The sequence below is a fragment of the Limnohabitans sp. Rim8 genome, assembly GCF_945869175.1.
GTDB lineage: Bacteria > Pseudomonadota > Gammaproteobacteria > Burkholderiales > Burkholderiaceae_C > Limnohabitans_A.
The window spans coordinates 1-15,696 of the sequence record NZ_CAMBNZ010000008.1 but is presented as its reverse complement, the minus strand read 5'-3'; the positions used below and the strand labels follow the sequence as shown (position 1 = coordinate 15,696).

Here is a 15,696-nt window from a genome sequence, read left to right as displayed (position 1 = left end):
CGCCCTGAAACTTTCAGGGCAAATAATTCACAAAGGTTTGCGGCAACAGTGGCTTCAAGCCCGTGAGGATGACCTGCAGCCAGGCGGGGCCTTGGGCCGTGGCCCACCAAGCATCACGCGCCACCCCGGTCAATTGCAACACCACGGTCAAGGCCAACAGCAACACCACGCCACGGGCCAAACCAAACAAGGCACCCAAAGTGCGATCCACCGGGCGCAGACCCACGGTTTCCACCAACTTTTTGATCAACCAAGACACGAAGCCAGCGGCGAACACAGTGGCCACAAACACCACCGCAAAAGCGACCGCGTACTGCACCGACTCGGAGGCGCCTTGAATCAAGGGCAGCCAAGCGACCGCATCGACCGCCAGCCACTGGGCCACCACAAAAGCAGCCACCCATCCGGCCAAAGAGAGCACCTCGTAAACCAAACCGCGCCAAAGTCCCACCAGCAAGGACGCCAGCAAAACCCCCAGCAATATCCAATCGGTGAGGCTGACCGCCATGTCAGATCTTCAAAAAAGACACTGGCAAGTCCAGCTTGCGAATGCGCGCGGCCGCTTTATCGGCCTCCTCTTTGGAATCAAAGGGTCCCACGCGAATGCGGGTGGTGGTTTTACCGTCTCTTTCGACGGTCTGGGTGTAAGTTTTGACGCCTGCTTGTTCCAGCTTGCTGCGCACATCACGCACTTTGGTGGCATCAGAGAACGCCCCGACTTGAATGACCACGCGGTCAACCGACGGTTTGGCCGTTTTGCCCTCCAGCAAGGCCTGGGCTTTGTTTCCATCTTCTTTGGGCTTAGCCACTGGCGCAGGTTTATCCGTCTTGGCAGGTGTTGTGGGTTTGGCCTCTTGTTTGATCACCGCCGGCTTTTCTGGGGGGTTTTCAGCAGGCGGGGTTTCCTTAGCCGCTTCAGGCTTGGCCGTCACGGGCGAAGGCGAGGCAGACACCACCTGTTCGCGCGCATCCAAGCTGGCTTGGGCAGAGACCACCTCAGGGGCAGACAACAACGGTTTGGCGGGCGCTTGGGCTGCGGGCACGGCAGTCGCACTGGCCAAAGGGGGGGTGGTTTGTCTATCGGGAATCACAATCGGCGTATCGACTGCGACAGGTCGGGGCTGGGTGTCAAACAGCAGCGGAAAACCGACCACCGCCACCAGCACCAACACCACAGCCCCCATCAAACGGTGACGCGCACGTCGACGGACCACCTCGATGTTTTCACTGGGGACGGCATTGACTGCTTCGGCAGAGGCAGATGGTCCAGACAATCGGAACTTAAAAAAGGCCATGACGGGTGCTCACGGGGAGAGGTGTTTGGCTTGCAGACGCGGGATGCCGTCTTTCAAAACACCGCCCACGGTATAGAAGGAGCCAAAGACGACAATTCTATCAGCCGGGTCTGCCGCATCGATGGCCGCCTGGAGGGCCAACATGGGGTCGGCATGGGTGCTCGACGCGGTGTCGGTTCGGGTGTTTTGCGCCTGCCAAACCTGCTGCAAATCGGCCGCTTTGGCCGCACGGGGCAAGGGCAAATCGGTGAAATACCACCTGTCCACCATCGGATTGACCTTCTGCAGCATGGGCAGCAGGTCTTTGTCGGCCATGGCCCCCAGCACAGCGTGGGTGGTCGGGTAAAAACCCATGGCATCCAGGTTGGCCGCCAACGCTGCCACCGAATGCGGGTTGTGCGCCACATCGAGCACCAGCACCGGCTGGCCCGGCACAATCTGAAAGCGCCCCGGCAACTCCACCATGGCCAAGCCATTGCGCACCGCTTGAGCCGTGACCGGTATGCGCTGACGCAAAGCGTCCAATGCGGCCAAAACGCCTGAGGCGTTGATCAGCTGGTTGGCCCCGCGCAAAGCCGGGTAAGCCATGCCGCTGTAGCGGCGGTCACGCCCAGCCCAAGCCCATTGCTGCTTGTCACCCGAAAAATTGAAATCTCTGCCAAACAGCCAAATATCAGCACCCAAGGCAGCGGCATGCGCCAAAACGCTTTGCGGTGGCACCGGGTCGCTCACGATCACAGGACGGCCGGCGCGCACGATGCCCGCCTTTTCGAAACCGATGCTCTCACGGTCTTTGCCCAAAATCGCGGTGTGGTCGATGTCGATGCTGGTGATCACGGCGCAATCGGCGTCGATGATGTTGACCGCATCCAGGCGGCCGCCCAAGCCCACTTCCAAAATGGCCACATCCAGCTTGGCACCGGCCATCAGGTGCAAGATGGCTAGGGTGCTGAACTCGAAATAGGTCAGGCTGACATCCCCCCTCACCGCTTCCACGGCAGCAAAAGCCTCGGCAAACACCTCGGCCGAGGCCGATTCACCATGCAGGCGGCAGCGCTCCTCGAAGTGCACCAAGTGCGGTGAGGTGTAAACACCCGTGCGGTAACCCGCTTGCAGCAACACCGCCTCCAGCATGGCGCAGGTCGAGCCCTTGCCGTTGGTCCCAGCCACCGTGATCACCGGGCAGTCAAATCGCAGATCCATGCGGTCAGCCACGGTTTTCACGCGGTCCAGCCCCATGTCAATGGCCACAGGGTGTAGTTGCTCGCACCATTCGAGCCATTGCTGTAGAGTCTTCATGGCGGCGATTGTCGCCCAGTCCTGTTTCTTTCCTTTCCGATTTGACCTATGCACCCGATTGTTTACGGTATCCCCAACTGCGACACCGTCAAAAAAGCCCGAACTTGGCTGAGCGAGCAAGGCCTGGAGGCCAATTTCCACGATTTCAAAAAGCAAGGTGTGCCTGAAGCAGCACTGGACACCTGGCTGGCCGCCGTCGGCTGGGAAACCCTGCTCAACCGCAAAGGCACGACGTGGCGAAAGCTCGATGCCGCAGTGCAAGCCGGTGTCACCAACAGCGCAACAGCCAAGGCCGTGATGCAAGAACACGCCAGCACCATCAAACGGCCTGTCATCGCTTGGCCATCCGGAAAGGTCACTGTCGGCTTTGTGCCCGAGCAATGGCCCCGCTGACAAGGCCGTCACAAATCTTTACTTTTCAGTGTGCGTGGGTTCGATCTGACCGGCTTAAACTCTGATCATTCACTCCAAACTCGCAAAAATCATGAAAACATGGGTCACCACGCCTGCACTGCTGTTCTTAGCCTTGGGCGCACAAGCGCAAGAAGTTGGACAAGTGATCTCGCGCACCGCGGTTTACCAACAAACGGCCGTGCCACGCCAAACCTGCACCCAAAGCCCTGCCGTGGCACCGGCCCTGAACTCCGGGGGCGGTGCCCTCATTGGCGCGATTGCCGGCGGGTTGATCGGCAGCCAGCTGGGCGGACGTGACAACAGAGGCCTCACGGCAATGGCAGGCGTCATTGGCGGTGCCATGTTGGGTGACAAAGCCGAAAGCCAAGGCAACGCCCCCCAGCCCACCACCACCTGCACCACACAAACCGTCTACGAAAACCGTTTGGTCGGCTACAACGTGGTTTATGAATATGCGGGCAAGCAATACAACGTGCAACTGCCACAAGACCCCGGCACGACCATTCCACTGCAAGTCACCCCTGTGGGCGTACCCCGCTCCGAAGGTCCAGCACAGACCTACTATTCAGCGGCTCCAACGGTTGTTGAGCCTGCCACCGTCATCACCGAGTCGCGTGTGGTCTACGTGCCCACCCCGGTTTACCGCCACTACCCGCCCAGTTACACGAGCATCAACTTGGGATGGAGCGCCGGGCACCGCCACGTGCAACCTTATCACCACGGTTTCAGGCCCGGTGGGTGGCGCTGAAGGGCCAAGCCCCAACAGCCCCCTCCTGCCGACTGGCCTAAAATATCGGCTTGATTTGCCTTCAAGGGTGTCTTCAGACGCCCTTTTTGTTTGATGCGGAGGAAATCCGCTCCTTTAAAGCCCCACCCATGACCACCCAAACCATCGACGGCGTCTCCGTCAACACCCATGCCAATGTTTACTTCGACGGCAAATGCGTCAGCCACGGCCTGACCTTGGCCGACGGCACCAAACTGTCGGTGGGTGTGATCTTGCCCGCTACCCTGACCTTCAACACCGGCGCCCCTGAAATCATGGAATGCGTGGGCGGCTCGTGCGAATACAAGCTTGATGGCAGCAACGAATGTGTCAAATCCAGCGCAGGCGAAGAGTTCAGCATCCCCGGCAACTCCAAGTTCGAGATCCGCGTGACAGAGCCCTACCACTACATCTGCCATTTTGGTTAAAGCGATTGATCGAGACGCCATGAGCACCATCCTGCAAAACCTGCCCAAAGGGCAAAAAGTCGGCATCGCCTTCTCCGGCGGCCTGGACACCTCCGCTGCTCTGCTGTGGATGAAGCAAAAGGGCGCCCTGCCCTACGCCTACACCGCCAACCTCGGACAACCTGACGAATCCGACTACAACGAAATCCCCCGCAAGGCGATGGAATACGGCGCAGAAAAAGCCCGCCTGGTCGACTGCCGTACCCAGCTGGCGCACGAAGGCATTGCCGCCATCCAATGTGGTGCTTTCCACATTTCTACCGGTGGCATCACCTACTTCAACACCACACCGCTGGGCCGCGCCGTGACTGGCACCATGTTGGTGGCCGCCATGAAGCAAGACGACGTCAACATCTGGGGTGACGGCTCGACTTTCAAGGGCAACGACATCGAGCGCTTTTACCGCTACGGCCTGCTGACCAACCCGAGCCTGAAGATCTACAAGCCTTGGCTGGACCAGCTGTTCATCGACGAGCTGGGCGGCCGCGCCGAAATGAGCGCCTTCATGACCGCCAACGGCTTTGGCTACAAAATGAGCGCCGAAAAAGCCTACTCCACCGACAGCAACATGCTGGGTGCCACCCACGAAGCCAAAGACCTCGAAAGCCTGCAAAGCGGCATGAAGATCGTCAACCCCATCATGGGTGTGGCGTTCTGGAAGCCCGAAGTGGACGTGAAAGCCGAAGATGTGAGCGTGCGCTTTGAAGAAGGCATGCCTGTGGCGCTCAACGGTGTGGAATACGCCGACCCGGTCGAGTTGTTCCTCCAAGCCAACGAAATCGGCGGCCGCCACGGCTTGGGCATGAGCGACCAGATCGAAAACCGCATCATCGAAGCCAAGAGCCGTGGCATCTACGAAGCGCCCGGCATGGCCCTGCTGCACATCGCTTACGAGCGCTTGGTCACCGGCATCCACAACGAAGACACCATTGAGCAGTACCGCATCAACGGCCTGCGCCTGGGCCGCTTGTTGTACCAAGGCCGCTGGTTCGACCCGCAGTCCATCATGCTGCGCGAAACCGCCCAGCGCTGGGTGGCCCGCGCCGTGACGGGTACCGTGACGCTGGAACTGCGCCGCGGCAACGACTACTCGATCCTCAACACCGAGTCGCCCAACCTGACTTACGCGCCAGAGCGTTTGAGCATGGAAAAAGTGGAAGACGCGCCGTTCAGCCCGCTGGACCGCATTGGCCAGCTGACCATGCGCAACCTGGACATCACCGACACCCGCGCCAAACTGGGCATCTACGCCCATACAGGCTTGCTGTCCACAGGCGACGGACCGCATATCTACAAGCTCGAAGGCAGCGGCAAAAAGTGATTTTTGGCTTGCCCCACAAAAAACGGCCTTCGGGCCGTTTTTTATTTCAAAGGTGGCATGTCCACCACCCGCAAAGTGACATGGGCCACCGCACAGGGAGCTTGACTCTCTTGCGGGTCGGTTTCAAGCGCCACGGCCACCACGCAGATCGTGCCCCCACTCGCAGGGTTCGCGCATTGGTGTGCAAAGTTTGGCCTTTGGCCGGGGCCAAGAAGTTCACATGCAAATCGACCGTGACCGCGATCTTGCCTGCGGGCAATGCGGTGGTGGCCGCTGCACCTGCCGCATGGTCAGCCAAGCCGGACACCACCTCCACCCCTGCGACATGGGTGTAACCCGTGATGGCGGTGTCCAGAGAACACCCAGCGAATCTCCTGGATAAAGTCGACGAGCTTGCCAACTTGCCGGCTTCACTTGTTCAGGGCTAAGATTGACCAACCCGGAGAGACACCATGAAAAAAATATACGGCTTTGTTTGCTTTTTGATCGCATTCAGCTCCATTTCGACCCTCGCTCAGACTTTTCCCAACAAACCCATCCGATTGATCGTGGGATATGCCGCAGGCGGAGGCGCCGATGCCCTGGCGCGTCTGACTGCCACACAATTGACAGAGTCATTGGGGCAACCAGTCATTGTGGAAAATCGGGCAGGCGCTGGCGGAACATTGGCGGCAGACGCCGTCGCCAAAGCGCCCGCCGATGGTTACACGCTGCTTTTTGGCGAAACGGGCCTTTTGATTGCACCGTCCATTTACGCATCCGTCCCCTTCGATCCCATCAAAAGTTTCACACCCGTGGGTTCGGTCGGTGTCACCCCCTTGGTGGTGGTCGCTCATCCCTCTTTGCCAGCCAAAAATACGACCGAACTGATTGCCCTGCTCAGGGCCAATCCGGGCAAGTACAGCTATGCCTCCCCGGGTGTCGGTACCGTCCACCATCTGGCCATGGAGCTTTTCAAAAAGCAGGGTAATTTTGACTTCGTGCATGTGCCCTACAAGGGCGCAGCGCCCATCGTTGCGGATTTGATCGGCGGCCAGATTCCATTGGCCATCATGTCTGCACCACCCGCTTTGGTTCAAGCCAAGGCTGGCAAACTCAAAGCCATTGCACTGACCAGCCCTGGCAAGCTCATCAGTGCTCCGGACTGGCCGGCTTTGGCGGATACTTTCCCTGGATTTGATGCATCACCTCGCCTTTTTGTTCTGGCTCCAGCAGGGACACCACCTGCAACCATTGCCCGACTGGATGGCGCCATCAAGTTGATGTTGGCCAAATCGAGCGTTCAAGAGTCGCTCATTGCCCAGGGTGCCACGGGGGTCCCCGGCAGTTCAGAGGAACTGGGCGTTTTCATGGCCAACGAAGTCCGAAAATGGAGCGCCGTCGTGCGAAGTTCTGGCGCCAGTGTTCAGTGACAACGGCCAATTTCAGTCCGCTGCGCACGATCTCGATCTCGTTCTTGGGCATTCGGCCACTCAACCCTTCACGCAGTTTCGCGACCGCGACCGCCATCGCTGTTGAACCGTCTCAAATCACCACCGGCTCAGGCTCCAGCCGAATGCCAAACCGCTCGTACACGCTGGTCTGAATGGCTTTGGCCAGCGTCATCACCTCGCCCCCGGTGCAGGGGTTCTCGCGCCCACCCCGGTTGACCAGCACCAGCGCCTGCTTTTCATAAACCCCAGCGTGTCCCACAGACTTGCCTTTCCAGCCACAGGCATCAATCAGCCAGCCCGCTGCCAGCTTGATGCTGCCGTCGGGCATGGGGTAATGCACCACTTTCGGGTCGCGGGCGATGATGTCGGCGCACTGCTCGGGCGTCACCGTCGGGTTTTTGAAGAAGCTGCCCGCGTTGCCGATCACCGCCGGGTCGGGCAGTTTGGCGCGCCGAATCGCCACCACCCAATCAAATATCTGCCGGGCATCGGGGTTGTGAATGCCCGTGTCGGCCATTTTGCGCTCCAGGTCCAAATAACCCAGCTCGGGCTTCCAGCGCTTGGGCAGCGCCAAGCGCACCCGCAAAATCACCGCCCTGCCCGCCAAGCCAAGCCCTTCGGAATCACCAGAGGCATGTTTGAACACCGAGTCGCGGTAGCTGAAACCGCACTGGGCGGCATTCAAGCTGAACAGCTCGCCCGTGAGCAAGTCCATGGCGTCGAGCGAATCGAAGCGGTCTTGCAGCTCCACGCCATAAGCACCGATGTTTTGCACGGGCGATGCGCCCACCGTACCGGGAATAAGGGCCATGTTTTCCAAGCCCGGATAGCCGTGGTCCAGCGTCCACGCGACCAAGGCGTGCCAGTCCACGCCCGCACCGGCCTCAACAATCCAGTGTTTGTCCGTTTCTGACGCCAAACGCACACCCCGCACCTCGACTTTGAGCACCAGCGCTTTCACGTCGCCCGTCAACACAATATTGCTCCCCCCGCCCAACACTTGCCGAGGCAAAGTGGCCAATTGGGGGTCGGCCAGCACGGCCAACAGGTCGGCTTCGGAGTGCACCCGCACAAAAGCCTGGGCCTTGGCGGCGATGCCGAACGTGTTGTACGGCTGCAAGGGGACATTTTTCTCAAGGAACATGGGAGAATTGTCGCATTCTCAACCTTCGGATTTTTACCGCCATGCCTTCGTTTGATACCGTTTGCGAACCCAATATGGTCGAAGTGCGCAACGCCGTTGACACTTGCGCCAAAGAAATCGGCACCCGCTTTGACTTCAAAGGCACATCCGCCAACATCGAACTCAAGGACAAAGAGATCACGATGTTCGGTGACGCCGAGTTTCAGCTCACCCAAGTCGAAGACATCTTGCGCAACAAGCTCACCAAACGGAATGTGGACGTGCGCTTTTTGGACATTGGCAAAGTCGAAAAAATCGGTGGCGACAAGGTCAAGCAAGTGATCAAGGTCAAAAACGGCATTGAGACCGAAGATGCCAAAAAAATCACCAAACTCATTAAAGAGAGCAAGATCAAAGTGCAAGCGTCCATTCAGGGCGATGCGGTGCGCGTGACCGGCACCAAGCGCGACGACTTGCAAGCAGCCATGGCTTTGCTGCGCAAGGACATGACCGAACTGCCCCTGTCTTTCGACAACTTCCGCGACTGATCAGGGCGCTGGGGCGTCCAAAAATCCGCCGGAGCGCAGCGTGACAACCAGTGTGTCGCGCCAACCGCCTTCTTGTTCGGGTTGAATGGGCGTGGTTTCATGGATCACACGGCTGTCATCGAGCAACAGCAAAGACCAAGGCTCGCTCAAGGTGAACCGCTGGCCACGAGGGGTGTCCATGTCAAACACCCGGGTTTCACCGCCTTTGATGCTGTGACGGCCCACCAAAAACACCGCCACCCAGTTCACGCCGTCGCGGTGTGCGCCCTCGGGTGTGGGGCGACCAATGCCATCGGTGGTGTCGATGCGAAACTGATGCGCTTCGGTGAACCAGGTCTGATGGCCTTGGGCTTTGGAGGCCACACGGGCCAACCAACACAACAAATGCAACCACGCCACTTGATGCACCACCTCTTGGCCCATGGGCTCAAACCAGCGCTGCATGCCACCGTGCAAGGCGTTATATGACAAGGGTTGCCAATGGGCTCGGTGTGGCATGGCCTGCACCTGATCGCCCGTGACCTCGAAGCTGGCGTGCCGGCGGCGGCGGTAACGTCCACCGTCTTTCAGGTATTGGTCGGGCGGCAAATGGTTCCAACTGGGCTCGAGTGCTCTCAAGGCCTCCACCGATAGACCGGCCAAAGCGCAAACACTGGCAGCCCCCAGGACCGCAAACCCCTGGTCCGCCAAGGTGGCATTCAACAGGTCAGGTGGTGTCAGCGGGGGCTGCAGCATTTGTTGGGGCATGAACGACCTCGGTGACGGTTTCAGGCGTAGCGTTGGCTGGCGAGCTTGGCGCCTTCGGCCAGGGCTTTGAGCTTGGCTTCGGCCACGGCGCGGCTCATGGGTGCCAGGCCGCAGTTGGTGCAAGCGATCAAGCGGTGCTTGGGCACGAACTGCAAGGCGCGGCCAATCGTATCGGCGATTTCCTCAGCGGTTTCGATGGCCGGATTGGCCACGTCGATCACGCCGACCATCACGTCTTTGCCTTCCAGCAATTTCATCATTTCCATCGGCACATGCGAGTGCATGCACTCCAGGCTGACCTGTTGGATGCTGCTCTTGGCCAGGGCCGGGAACACCTTTTCGTATTGACGCCACTCTTGGCCCAGCGTCTCTTTCCATTTGTTGTTGGCTTCGATGCCGTAGCCATAGCAAATGTGCACGGCGGTGGTGCAGGTCAAACCCCGCGCAGCAATCTCCAGCGCCTTGACGCCCCAATCGGCCGCGTCGTCCATGTAGACGTTGAAAGCAGGTTCATCGAATTGGATGATGTCCACGCCGTCGGCTTGCAGCGCCAGCGCTTCTTGGTTGAGCAACTCGGCAAAGGCCATGGCCATTTTGACCTTGTCGCCGTAAAAGCGGTCGGCCACGGTGTCCACAATCGTCATCGGGCCAGGCAAGGTGAATTTGAGTTTCTTGTTTGTGTGGGCACGGGCCAACTGGGCTTCGAACGCGTGCACACGGCCCTTCAGACGCAGCGGCGCAATGACCTGTGGCACCTGCGCGTCGTAGCGGTTGTTGCGGATGCCCATGGTCACTTTGTTCACAAAGTCGATGCCTTCGACCTGCTCGACAAAGCCGTGCACAAAGTGCTGGCGCGCCTGTTCGCCGTCACCGATCACATCCAAACCGGCGTCCTCTTGGGCCTTGATCCACAAGAGGGTGGCATCGGCTTTGGCTTGCTGCAGCTCGGGCCCCTGGGAGGTCCACTGGGGCCAGAGTTTTTCGGTCTCGGCCAGCCAAGCGGGTTTGGGCAAACTGCCAGCGATCGCGGTGGTGAACATGTCAAAAATCCTTGGAGGTCACAAAATAGAAGGTCAGCAGTTTGCCGCAAGTGCAAATTCCTGGGCGAGCAATTCATAAGAGCGCATTTGGGCCGCAGGGTCATGTGCCCAGGTGATGACGACCAGTTCATCGGCTTGCAGCCGCGCCGCGAGTTGACGGAGTTTTCGGCCAACCGTCTCGGCCGAGCCGATCAGGGCCGAGTCCCGCAGGCGCTCGAGCGCAAACTGTTCTGCCGGGCTGTAATCACGCGCGGCTTCTTCAGGCGGCAACAAAGGCCCGATCCGGCCCAGGTTGCGGTCCATCTTCCAGCGGGCACGGCTTTCGAACAGGCGCAGCGCTTCGTCGTCGGTATCCGCAGCCAACGCCCACACGCAAAGCGCGGAGCTTGGTTTTTGCAGACCCGCACTTGGCCGGAAGGTTTCACGGTAAATCTGCAGGGCTTCATCTGCGCCCTGACCGTCGGTGATGAAGTAAGCAAACGCATAAGGCAACCCCAAGTGGGCCGCCAACTGAGCGCCGTAATCCGAGCTGCCCAGCATCCACACCGCGGGTGCAGTGTCTGATTGCGGGTAGGCGTACACGTTGTGACCCGGATGGCCAGGCGGCAGGTTGTGGCCACTGACCCAGGCTTGCAGTTCCATCACCTGCTGCGGAAAACGCTCCGAGGCGTTGCGATCGGGGTTGAGCAATTGCGCTGTGCGGCCATCGCTGCCGGGCGCTCGGCCCACGCCCAAATCGATGCGCCCAGGGGCCAAGGCGTCGAGCACCCGGAACTGCTCGGCCACCTTGAGGGCCGCGTAATGCGGCAGCATCACGCCCGCGCTGCCCAGGCGTATGCGTTGGGTGCGTGCTGCAATGGCGGCCATCAAGACTTCTGGTGCCGTGCCCACAATGCTGGGGTGGCTGTGGTGCTCACTCACCCAAAAGCGGTGGTAACCCCAGGCCTCCGCCTGCTGGGCCAGCGCCAGCGTTTGGCGAATGGTCGCGTCCTGCCCCCGCCCGGCGGCAGCAGCAGATTGGTCAAGGATGGAAATTTTCAGATTCATTCGACTGGGTTGTGAGCAGGTGATCACCCCTTGGCAGGTGCATCCAAAGCGGCCATTTCAGCCTCTTGCAGAGCCCGCCACATGACTTTACCGCTGCCACTCTTGGGCAAGACATCGACAAAACTCACAGCGCGGGGCATTTTGTAAACCGCCATGTTCTCACGGCACCAATCGATGATGTCTTGCTCGGAGACTTGGCCCTTGTGTTCCAGCCGCAAAACCACCACCGCTTTGACCGATTCGCCCCGGTATGCGTCGCGTGTGGCGATGATGCAGGCCTCTTGAATGGCGGGATGGCGGAACATCAGCGCTTCGACCTCGGCCGGCCAGACCTTGAAACCGCTGGCGTTGATCATGCGCTTGAGCCGGTCGGTCATGAAGAAGTAGCCAGCTTCATCAACACGGCCCATGTCGCCCGAGCGGAAAAACCGCAAGCCATCGCGCTCAAAAAAGGCTTCGGCCGTGGCATCGGGGCGTTTCCAGTAACCCTTGAAAACTTGGGGTCCGGAAATCACAATTTCGCCCGACTCACCCGGCGGCAATTCGACCAGGGTCTCGGGGTCCACAATGCGCGACTCGACACTCATGAAGGGGATGCCCAAGCACTGTTTTTTGGGGGCATCGGGTGGGTTGGTGTGCGACGGGGCGGCGGTCTCGGTCAGGCCATAACCCTCCACATAGCGCAGACCGAACTGCTCCAACAAGCGCTGGGCCACAGCTTCGGGCATGGCGGCACCGCCGCCGCCAATGTAGACCAGGCTGTTCAGGTCATAGCGGTCCATGTGCGGACTGCCCAACAAGTCGATCACCATGGTGGGGATGTTGGTCCAGTGGGTGACTTTCCATTTGGAAATCAGATGCCCCGCCACATCGCGGTCCCACCGGGGCATGATCACCAAACTGGCCCCCAACAAAATGCTGGTGTGCATCACGCTCACCATGCCGGTGATGTGGAACATGGGGACCACGCAGAGCGTGACGTTTTCTGGCGTCCCGTTGCCCCACAAACCACTGGCCATGGCGTTGTGCATCAGGGTGCCGTGGGTGTGCATGCAGCCCTTGGGCAAGCCGGTGGTGCCACTGGTGTAGGGCAAAACCGCCAAGTCATCGGATTGGGCTTGGGGGGGTGGCAAATCAGTGGCGGGCGCAGCCATCAAATCTGACCAAGCGTGCACTTGGCCAGATGACAACGCGGGCAATTCACGGACCGGCAACAACCAAGGTCGCCAAGCTTCGGGCATGTCCTCGGGGCCAACGGCTTGGGCCTCAAACACATCGGTGAACTGCGTCACCACCAAGTGCTTCAGACGCTGCTCAGGAGCCAAAGCGGCGCTGGCCTGCGCCAGGTCCGGGGCCAAATCGGCGGTGGTCACAGCCATCCGTGTATCTGGATCGGTGATGTAGTGCTTCAGTTCTTCGGCCCGGTTCATCGGGTTGACGGGCACCACCACCGCATCGATGCGCAAAACAGCAAAGTGGGTGATCACCAACTGCGGGCAATTTTGCATGTCCAACACCACCCGATCCCCCGCCTCCACGCCCAAAGCCTTCAATTGCCCGGCCAGTTGCTCCGCATGGGCCATCAACTCGCGGTAAGTCCAGACCCTGCCCATGAAGACAAAGGCTGCTTTTTCGGGATAACGCAGGGCGCTGATGGCCAGGTTCATCCAAAGAGAAGTGGCTGGCGGGGTGATCTTGGCAGGCAAGCGTACGGGCCAAACAGCGGCATGGGCGGGCATCGACAGTCTCCAAGTGTGGTTTGAATCCATGTTAATCCCGCTGCGGCTTGGCTTCTGTGCGTGCTTTGTCACAGCGGAGACCTCGCCAAACGGGCATTCCTTGAGCGCCGAGGTGAAAACATCCACCAATCCACTCCACACGCCAGTATTTCAAGCCATGAATTTTAATTATTAAGCGGTTTTTTTAAATCAAAAAGATTGTTTTTTATAATTTTATTATTAAAATAAATGCCATGCAAACCTACACCACACCCGACACCCCCGAGGATTACTGCGGCACCACCTATGCAGCCAAGCTGCTGGGGCTGTCTGTCGGCACGATCCAGACCTTGGTCGAAAAAAATGAGCTGCAAGCTTGGAAAACGCAAGGCGGGCATCGCAGAATTTCGATGCCCTCTATCCGCGAATACCAGCGTAAGCACAACATGTTGACCGTCCTAAGCGAGCCCCGCGACCAGAGGCTGCGGGTCTTGCTGGTGGAAGACGATGCGGTCACCCGCGAAATGCTGCGCGGTTACTGCAACCGCTCCAACATGCCCGTCGATTGCACCGCCATGTCATCGGGTCTGGAGGCCTTGATCGACATCGCCAGCATCAAGCCCGATGTGCTGATCACCGACCTCGACATGCCGGGGGTGGACGGTTTCGAGTTGCTGCGCACTCTGCGCCAAAACCCGCAATTCAACCGCATGACAACCTTGGTCTTGTCTGCACTGACTTCTGAGGTCATTGAAAGCCGCGGCGGCTTGCCCGAAGGCTGCATTTTCATGGCCAAGCCCATCAACATGGATTGGTTCAACGGCTTTTTCACCGCTTTTCTGGCCAGTCGGTACGCCGATGCCTACAACAGCGAAGCCGTACAAACTGCCAGCCACAACGCTTGAGCACACAAGCGGCCGATACAGCGCTTGAACTCGGGCCCCACCCAGTCGTCTTTCTGGCTGGGATCCTCTTTTTTTCAGTTGGGCTTTATATACTGGGTACCCACATGTAGGCGAACCCGTGCGCTCGCATCATTTTGAGTCCCTATTGAAAATCGCCCATGGAAATCAAAGTCAACTTTCTGGACAAACTGCGTCTGGAAGCCAAATTCGATGACTTCACCGTTGTTGCCGACCAGCCCATTCGCTACAAAGGCGATGGCTCAGCCCCAGGCCCCTTCGATTATTTCTTGGCCTCCTCGGCTTTGTGTGCTGCGTATTTTGTAAAGTTGTATTGCGATACCCGCAAGATTTCCACCGAAAACATCCGCCTCTCGCAAAACAACATCATTGACCCCGAGAACCGTCACCAGCAAATTTTCAAAATTCAGGTGGAGTTGCCTCCAGACATCCAAGAGGTAGACCGCAGAGGCATTTTGAATTCGATTGAACGCTGCACCGTGAAAAAAGTGGTGCAAGCAGGCCCCGAGTTTGTCATCGAAGAGGTCGACAACCTGGATGCCGATGCGCAGTCTTTGCTCACCCTCAAGCCCAGTACCGACAAGCACACCTTCATCCCGGGCAAAGACCTGCCTTTGGAGCAAACCATTGCCAACATGTCCGGCCTCTTGGCCGACTTAGGGATCAAGATTGAAATTGCCTCTTGGCGCAACATCATCCCCCATGTGTGGTCCCTGCACATCCGTGATGCGCACTCGCCCATGTGCTTTACCAATGGCAAAGGCTCCACCAAAGAAAGCGCATTGGCTTCTGCGTTGGGCGAATACATTGAACGACTGAACAACAACCATTTCTACGCGGGTGCGTTTTGGGGAGAAGACATCGCCAACGCCGCGTTTGTGCATTACCCGAACGAACGCTGGTTCAAACCAGGGAAAAAAGATGCGCTGCCCGCTGAAATTTTGGATGCGTACTGCCTGTCCATCTACAACCCCGATGGCGAGCTGCGTGGCTCGCACCTGATCGACACCAACTCGGGCAATGCCGCGCGTGGCATTTGCTCGCTCCCCTTTGTGCGTCAATCCGACGGGGAAGTGGTGTACTTCCCCACCAACCTGGTTGAGAACTTGTTTGTAAGCAACGGCATGAGTGCCGGCAACACCTTGGCCGAGGCGCAGGTGCAATGCTTGTCTGAAATTTTTGAGCGCGCCGTCAAGCGCGAGATCTTGGAGGGTGAAATCTGCTTGCCGGATGTCCCGCAAGACGTTTTGGCCAAATACCCCAGCATCTTGGCGGGCATCCAGGGCTTGGAGGCCCAAGGCTTTCCGGTGCTGGTCAAAGACGCGTCGCTGGGTGGCACCTACCCGGTGATGTGCGTCACCTTGATGAACCCACGCACAGGGGGGGTGTTTGCATCCTTCGGCGCGCACCCGAGCCTTCAAGTGGCGTTGGAGCGCAGCCTGACCGAACTCCTGCAAGGCCGCAGCTTTGAAGGGCTGAACGATTTGCCACCGCCCACCTTTGAGAGCCAGGCCGTCACCGAACCCCACAATTTTGTAGAGCACTTCATCGACTC

At 59.0% G+C, this 15,696-nt stretch carries 17 protein-coding genes; 8 read left to right on the top strand and 9 right to left on the bottom strand.

Translation table 11 applies throughout. The annotated features are described in order from the left end of the window. Positions 1–13: 13 nt before the first annotated feature. Genes Q0O19_RS02500 through folC form a run of 3 tightly spaced genes read right to left on the bottom strand, consistent with a single transcriptional unit; the run spans position 14 to position 2,594 of the window. Positions 14–508, bottom strand: coding sequence for a CvpA family protein (locus Q0O19_RS02500; protein ID WP_295519774.1), 495 nt, complete (start codon positions 506–508; stop codon positions 14–16). Position 509: 1 nt separating this feature from the next. Then, positions 510–1,274 carry an SPOR domain-containing protein gene (locus tag Q0O19_RS02495; RefSeq protein WP_366939019.1) on the bottom strand — a complete coding sequence of 255 codons (765 nt, stop codon included), beginning with the start codon at positions 1,272–1,274 and terminating at the stop codon, positions 510–512. Positions 1,275–1,304: 30 nt separating this feature from the next. After that, positions 1,305–2,594 (bottom strand): bifunctional tetrahydrofolate synthase/dihydrofolate synthase, encoded by a 1,290-nt coding sequence (gene folC, locus Q0O19_RS02490; RefSeq protein ID WP_295519771.1) that lies wholly within the window; start codon positions 2,592–2,594, stop codon positions 1,305–1,307. A gap of 48 nt (positions 2,595–2,642) precedes the next feature. Between folC and Q0O19_RS02485 the strand changes: the two genes are divergently transcribed. The 4 genes from Q0O19_RS02485 (at position 2,643) to argG (ending at position 5,562) form a co-directional block, all read left to right on the top strand. Further along, complete coding sequence (locus Q0O19_RS02485; RefSeq protein ID WP_295519770.1) at positions 2,643–2,987, top strand: arsenate reductase; 345 nt, start codon at positions 2,643–2,645, stop codon at positions 2,985–2,987. Positions 2,988–3,078: 91 nt separating this feature from the next. Beyond that, positions 3,079–3,756: a glycine zipper 2TM domain-containing protein gene (locus tag Q0O19_RS02480; RefSeq protein ID WP_295519768.1), complete on the top strand. Its 678-nt coding sequence runs from the start codon at positions 3,079–3,081 to the stop codon at positions 3,754–3,756. Positions 3,757–3,884: 128 nt separating this feature from the next. Next, positions 3,885–4,202, top strand: a complete 318-nt coding sequence (locus Q0O19_RS02475; RefSeq protein ID WP_295519766.1) for a pyrimidine/purine nucleoside phosphorylase — start codon at positions 3,885–3,887, stop codon at positions 4,200–4,202. A 19-nt stretch (positions 4,203–4,221) separates the two neighbouring features. After that, on the top strand, positions 4,222–5,562 hold the full coding sequence (gene argG / locus Q0O19_RS02470; RefSeq protein ID WP_295519764.1) for an argininosuccinate synthase: 1,341 nt from the start codon (positions 4,222–4,224) through the stop codon (positions 5,560–5,562). Positions 5,563–5,608: 46 nt separating this feature from the next. On the opposite strand, the gene Q0O19_RS02465 is transcribed toward argG, so the two are convergent. After that, a complete protein-coding gene (locus Q0O19_RS02465) occupies positions 5,609–5,869 on the bottom strand; it encodes a hotdog domain-containing protein (protein WP_295519826.1) in 261 nt (86 codons plus the stop codon). Between the two features lie 145 nt (positions 5,870–6,014). Between Q0O19_RS02465 and Q0O19_RS02460 the strand changes: the two genes are divergently transcribed. Continuing rightward, entirely contained in the window at positions 6,015–6,974 is a 960-nt protein-coding gene (locus tag Q0O19_RS02460; RefSeq protein WP_295519763.1) for a tripartite tricarboxylate transporter substrate-binding protein, read from the top strand. Between the two features lie 112 nt (positions 6,975–7,086). Here the strand turns inward: Q0O19_RS02460 and murB are convergent, their stop codons facing one another. Beyond that, the gene (gene murB / locus Q0O19_RS02455) at positions 7,087–8,139 is read right to left on the bottom strand and encodes a UDP-N-acetylmuramate dehydrogenase (protein ID WP_295519762.1); all 1,053 of its coding nucleotides are present in this window, start codon (positions 8,137–8,139) and stop codon (positions 7,087–7,089) included. 41 nt (positions 8,140–8,180) lie between these two features. Here murB and Q0O19_RS02450 point away from each other — a divergent pair, with 41 nt between their 5' ends. Then, positions 8,181–8,666, top strand: coding sequence for a YajQ family cyclic di-GMP-binding protein (locus Q0O19_RS02450; protein ID WP_295519760.1), 486 nt, complete (start codon positions 8,181–8,183; stop codon positions 8,664–8,666). On the opposite strand, the gene Q0O19_RS02445 is transcribed toward Q0O19_RS02450, so the two are convergent. The 4 genes from Q0O19_RS02445 to Q0O19_RS02430 are packed head-to-tail and all read right to left on the bottom strand — an operon-like array spanning position 8,667 to position 13,239. Then, a complete protein-coding gene (locus Q0O19_RS02445; protein ID WP_295519758.1) occupies positions 8,667–9,413 on the bottom strand; it encodes a 2OG-Fe dioxygenase family protein in 747 nt (248 codons plus the stop codon). It lies immediately after the preceding gene. A 20-nt stretch (positions 9,414–9,433) separates the two neighbouring features. After that, positions 9,434–10,453 carry a methionine synthase gene (locus Q0O19_RS02440; protein WP_295519757.1) on the bottom strand — a complete coding sequence of 340 codons (1,020 nt, stop codon included), beginning with the start codon at positions 10,451–10,453 and terminating at the stop codon, positions 9,434–9,436. Positions 10,454–10,486: 33 nt separating this feature from the next. Then, complete coding sequence (locus Q0O19_RS02435; RefSeq protein ID WP_295519755.1) at positions 10,487–11,500, bottom strand: LLM class flavin-dependent oxidoreductase; 1,014 nt, start codon at positions 11,498–11,500, stop codon at positions 10,487–10,489. A 23-nt stretch (positions 11,501–11,523) separates the two neighbouring features. Then, a complete protein-coding gene (locus Q0O19_RS02430) occupies positions 11,524–13,239 on the bottom strand; it encodes a long-chain fatty acid--CoA ligase (protein WP_295519754.1) in 1,716 nt (571 codons plus the stop codon). A gap of 233 nt (positions 13,240–13,472) precedes the next feature. Here Q0O19_RS02430 and Q0O19_RS02425 point away from each other — a divergent pair, with 233 nt between their 5' ends. After that, on the top strand, positions 13,473–14,123 hold the full coding sequence (locus Q0O19_RS02425) for a response regulator (protein WP_295519752.1): 651 nt from the start codon (positions 13,473–13,475) through the stop codon (positions 14,121–14,123). A 158-nt stretch (positions 14,124–14,281) separates the two neighbouring features. Beyond that, positions 14,282–15,696, top strand: a 1,415-nt coding sequence (locus Q0O19_RS02420; protein WP_295519750.1) for an OsmC domain/YcaO domain-containing protein, incomplete at its 3' end; no start/stop codon positions are given.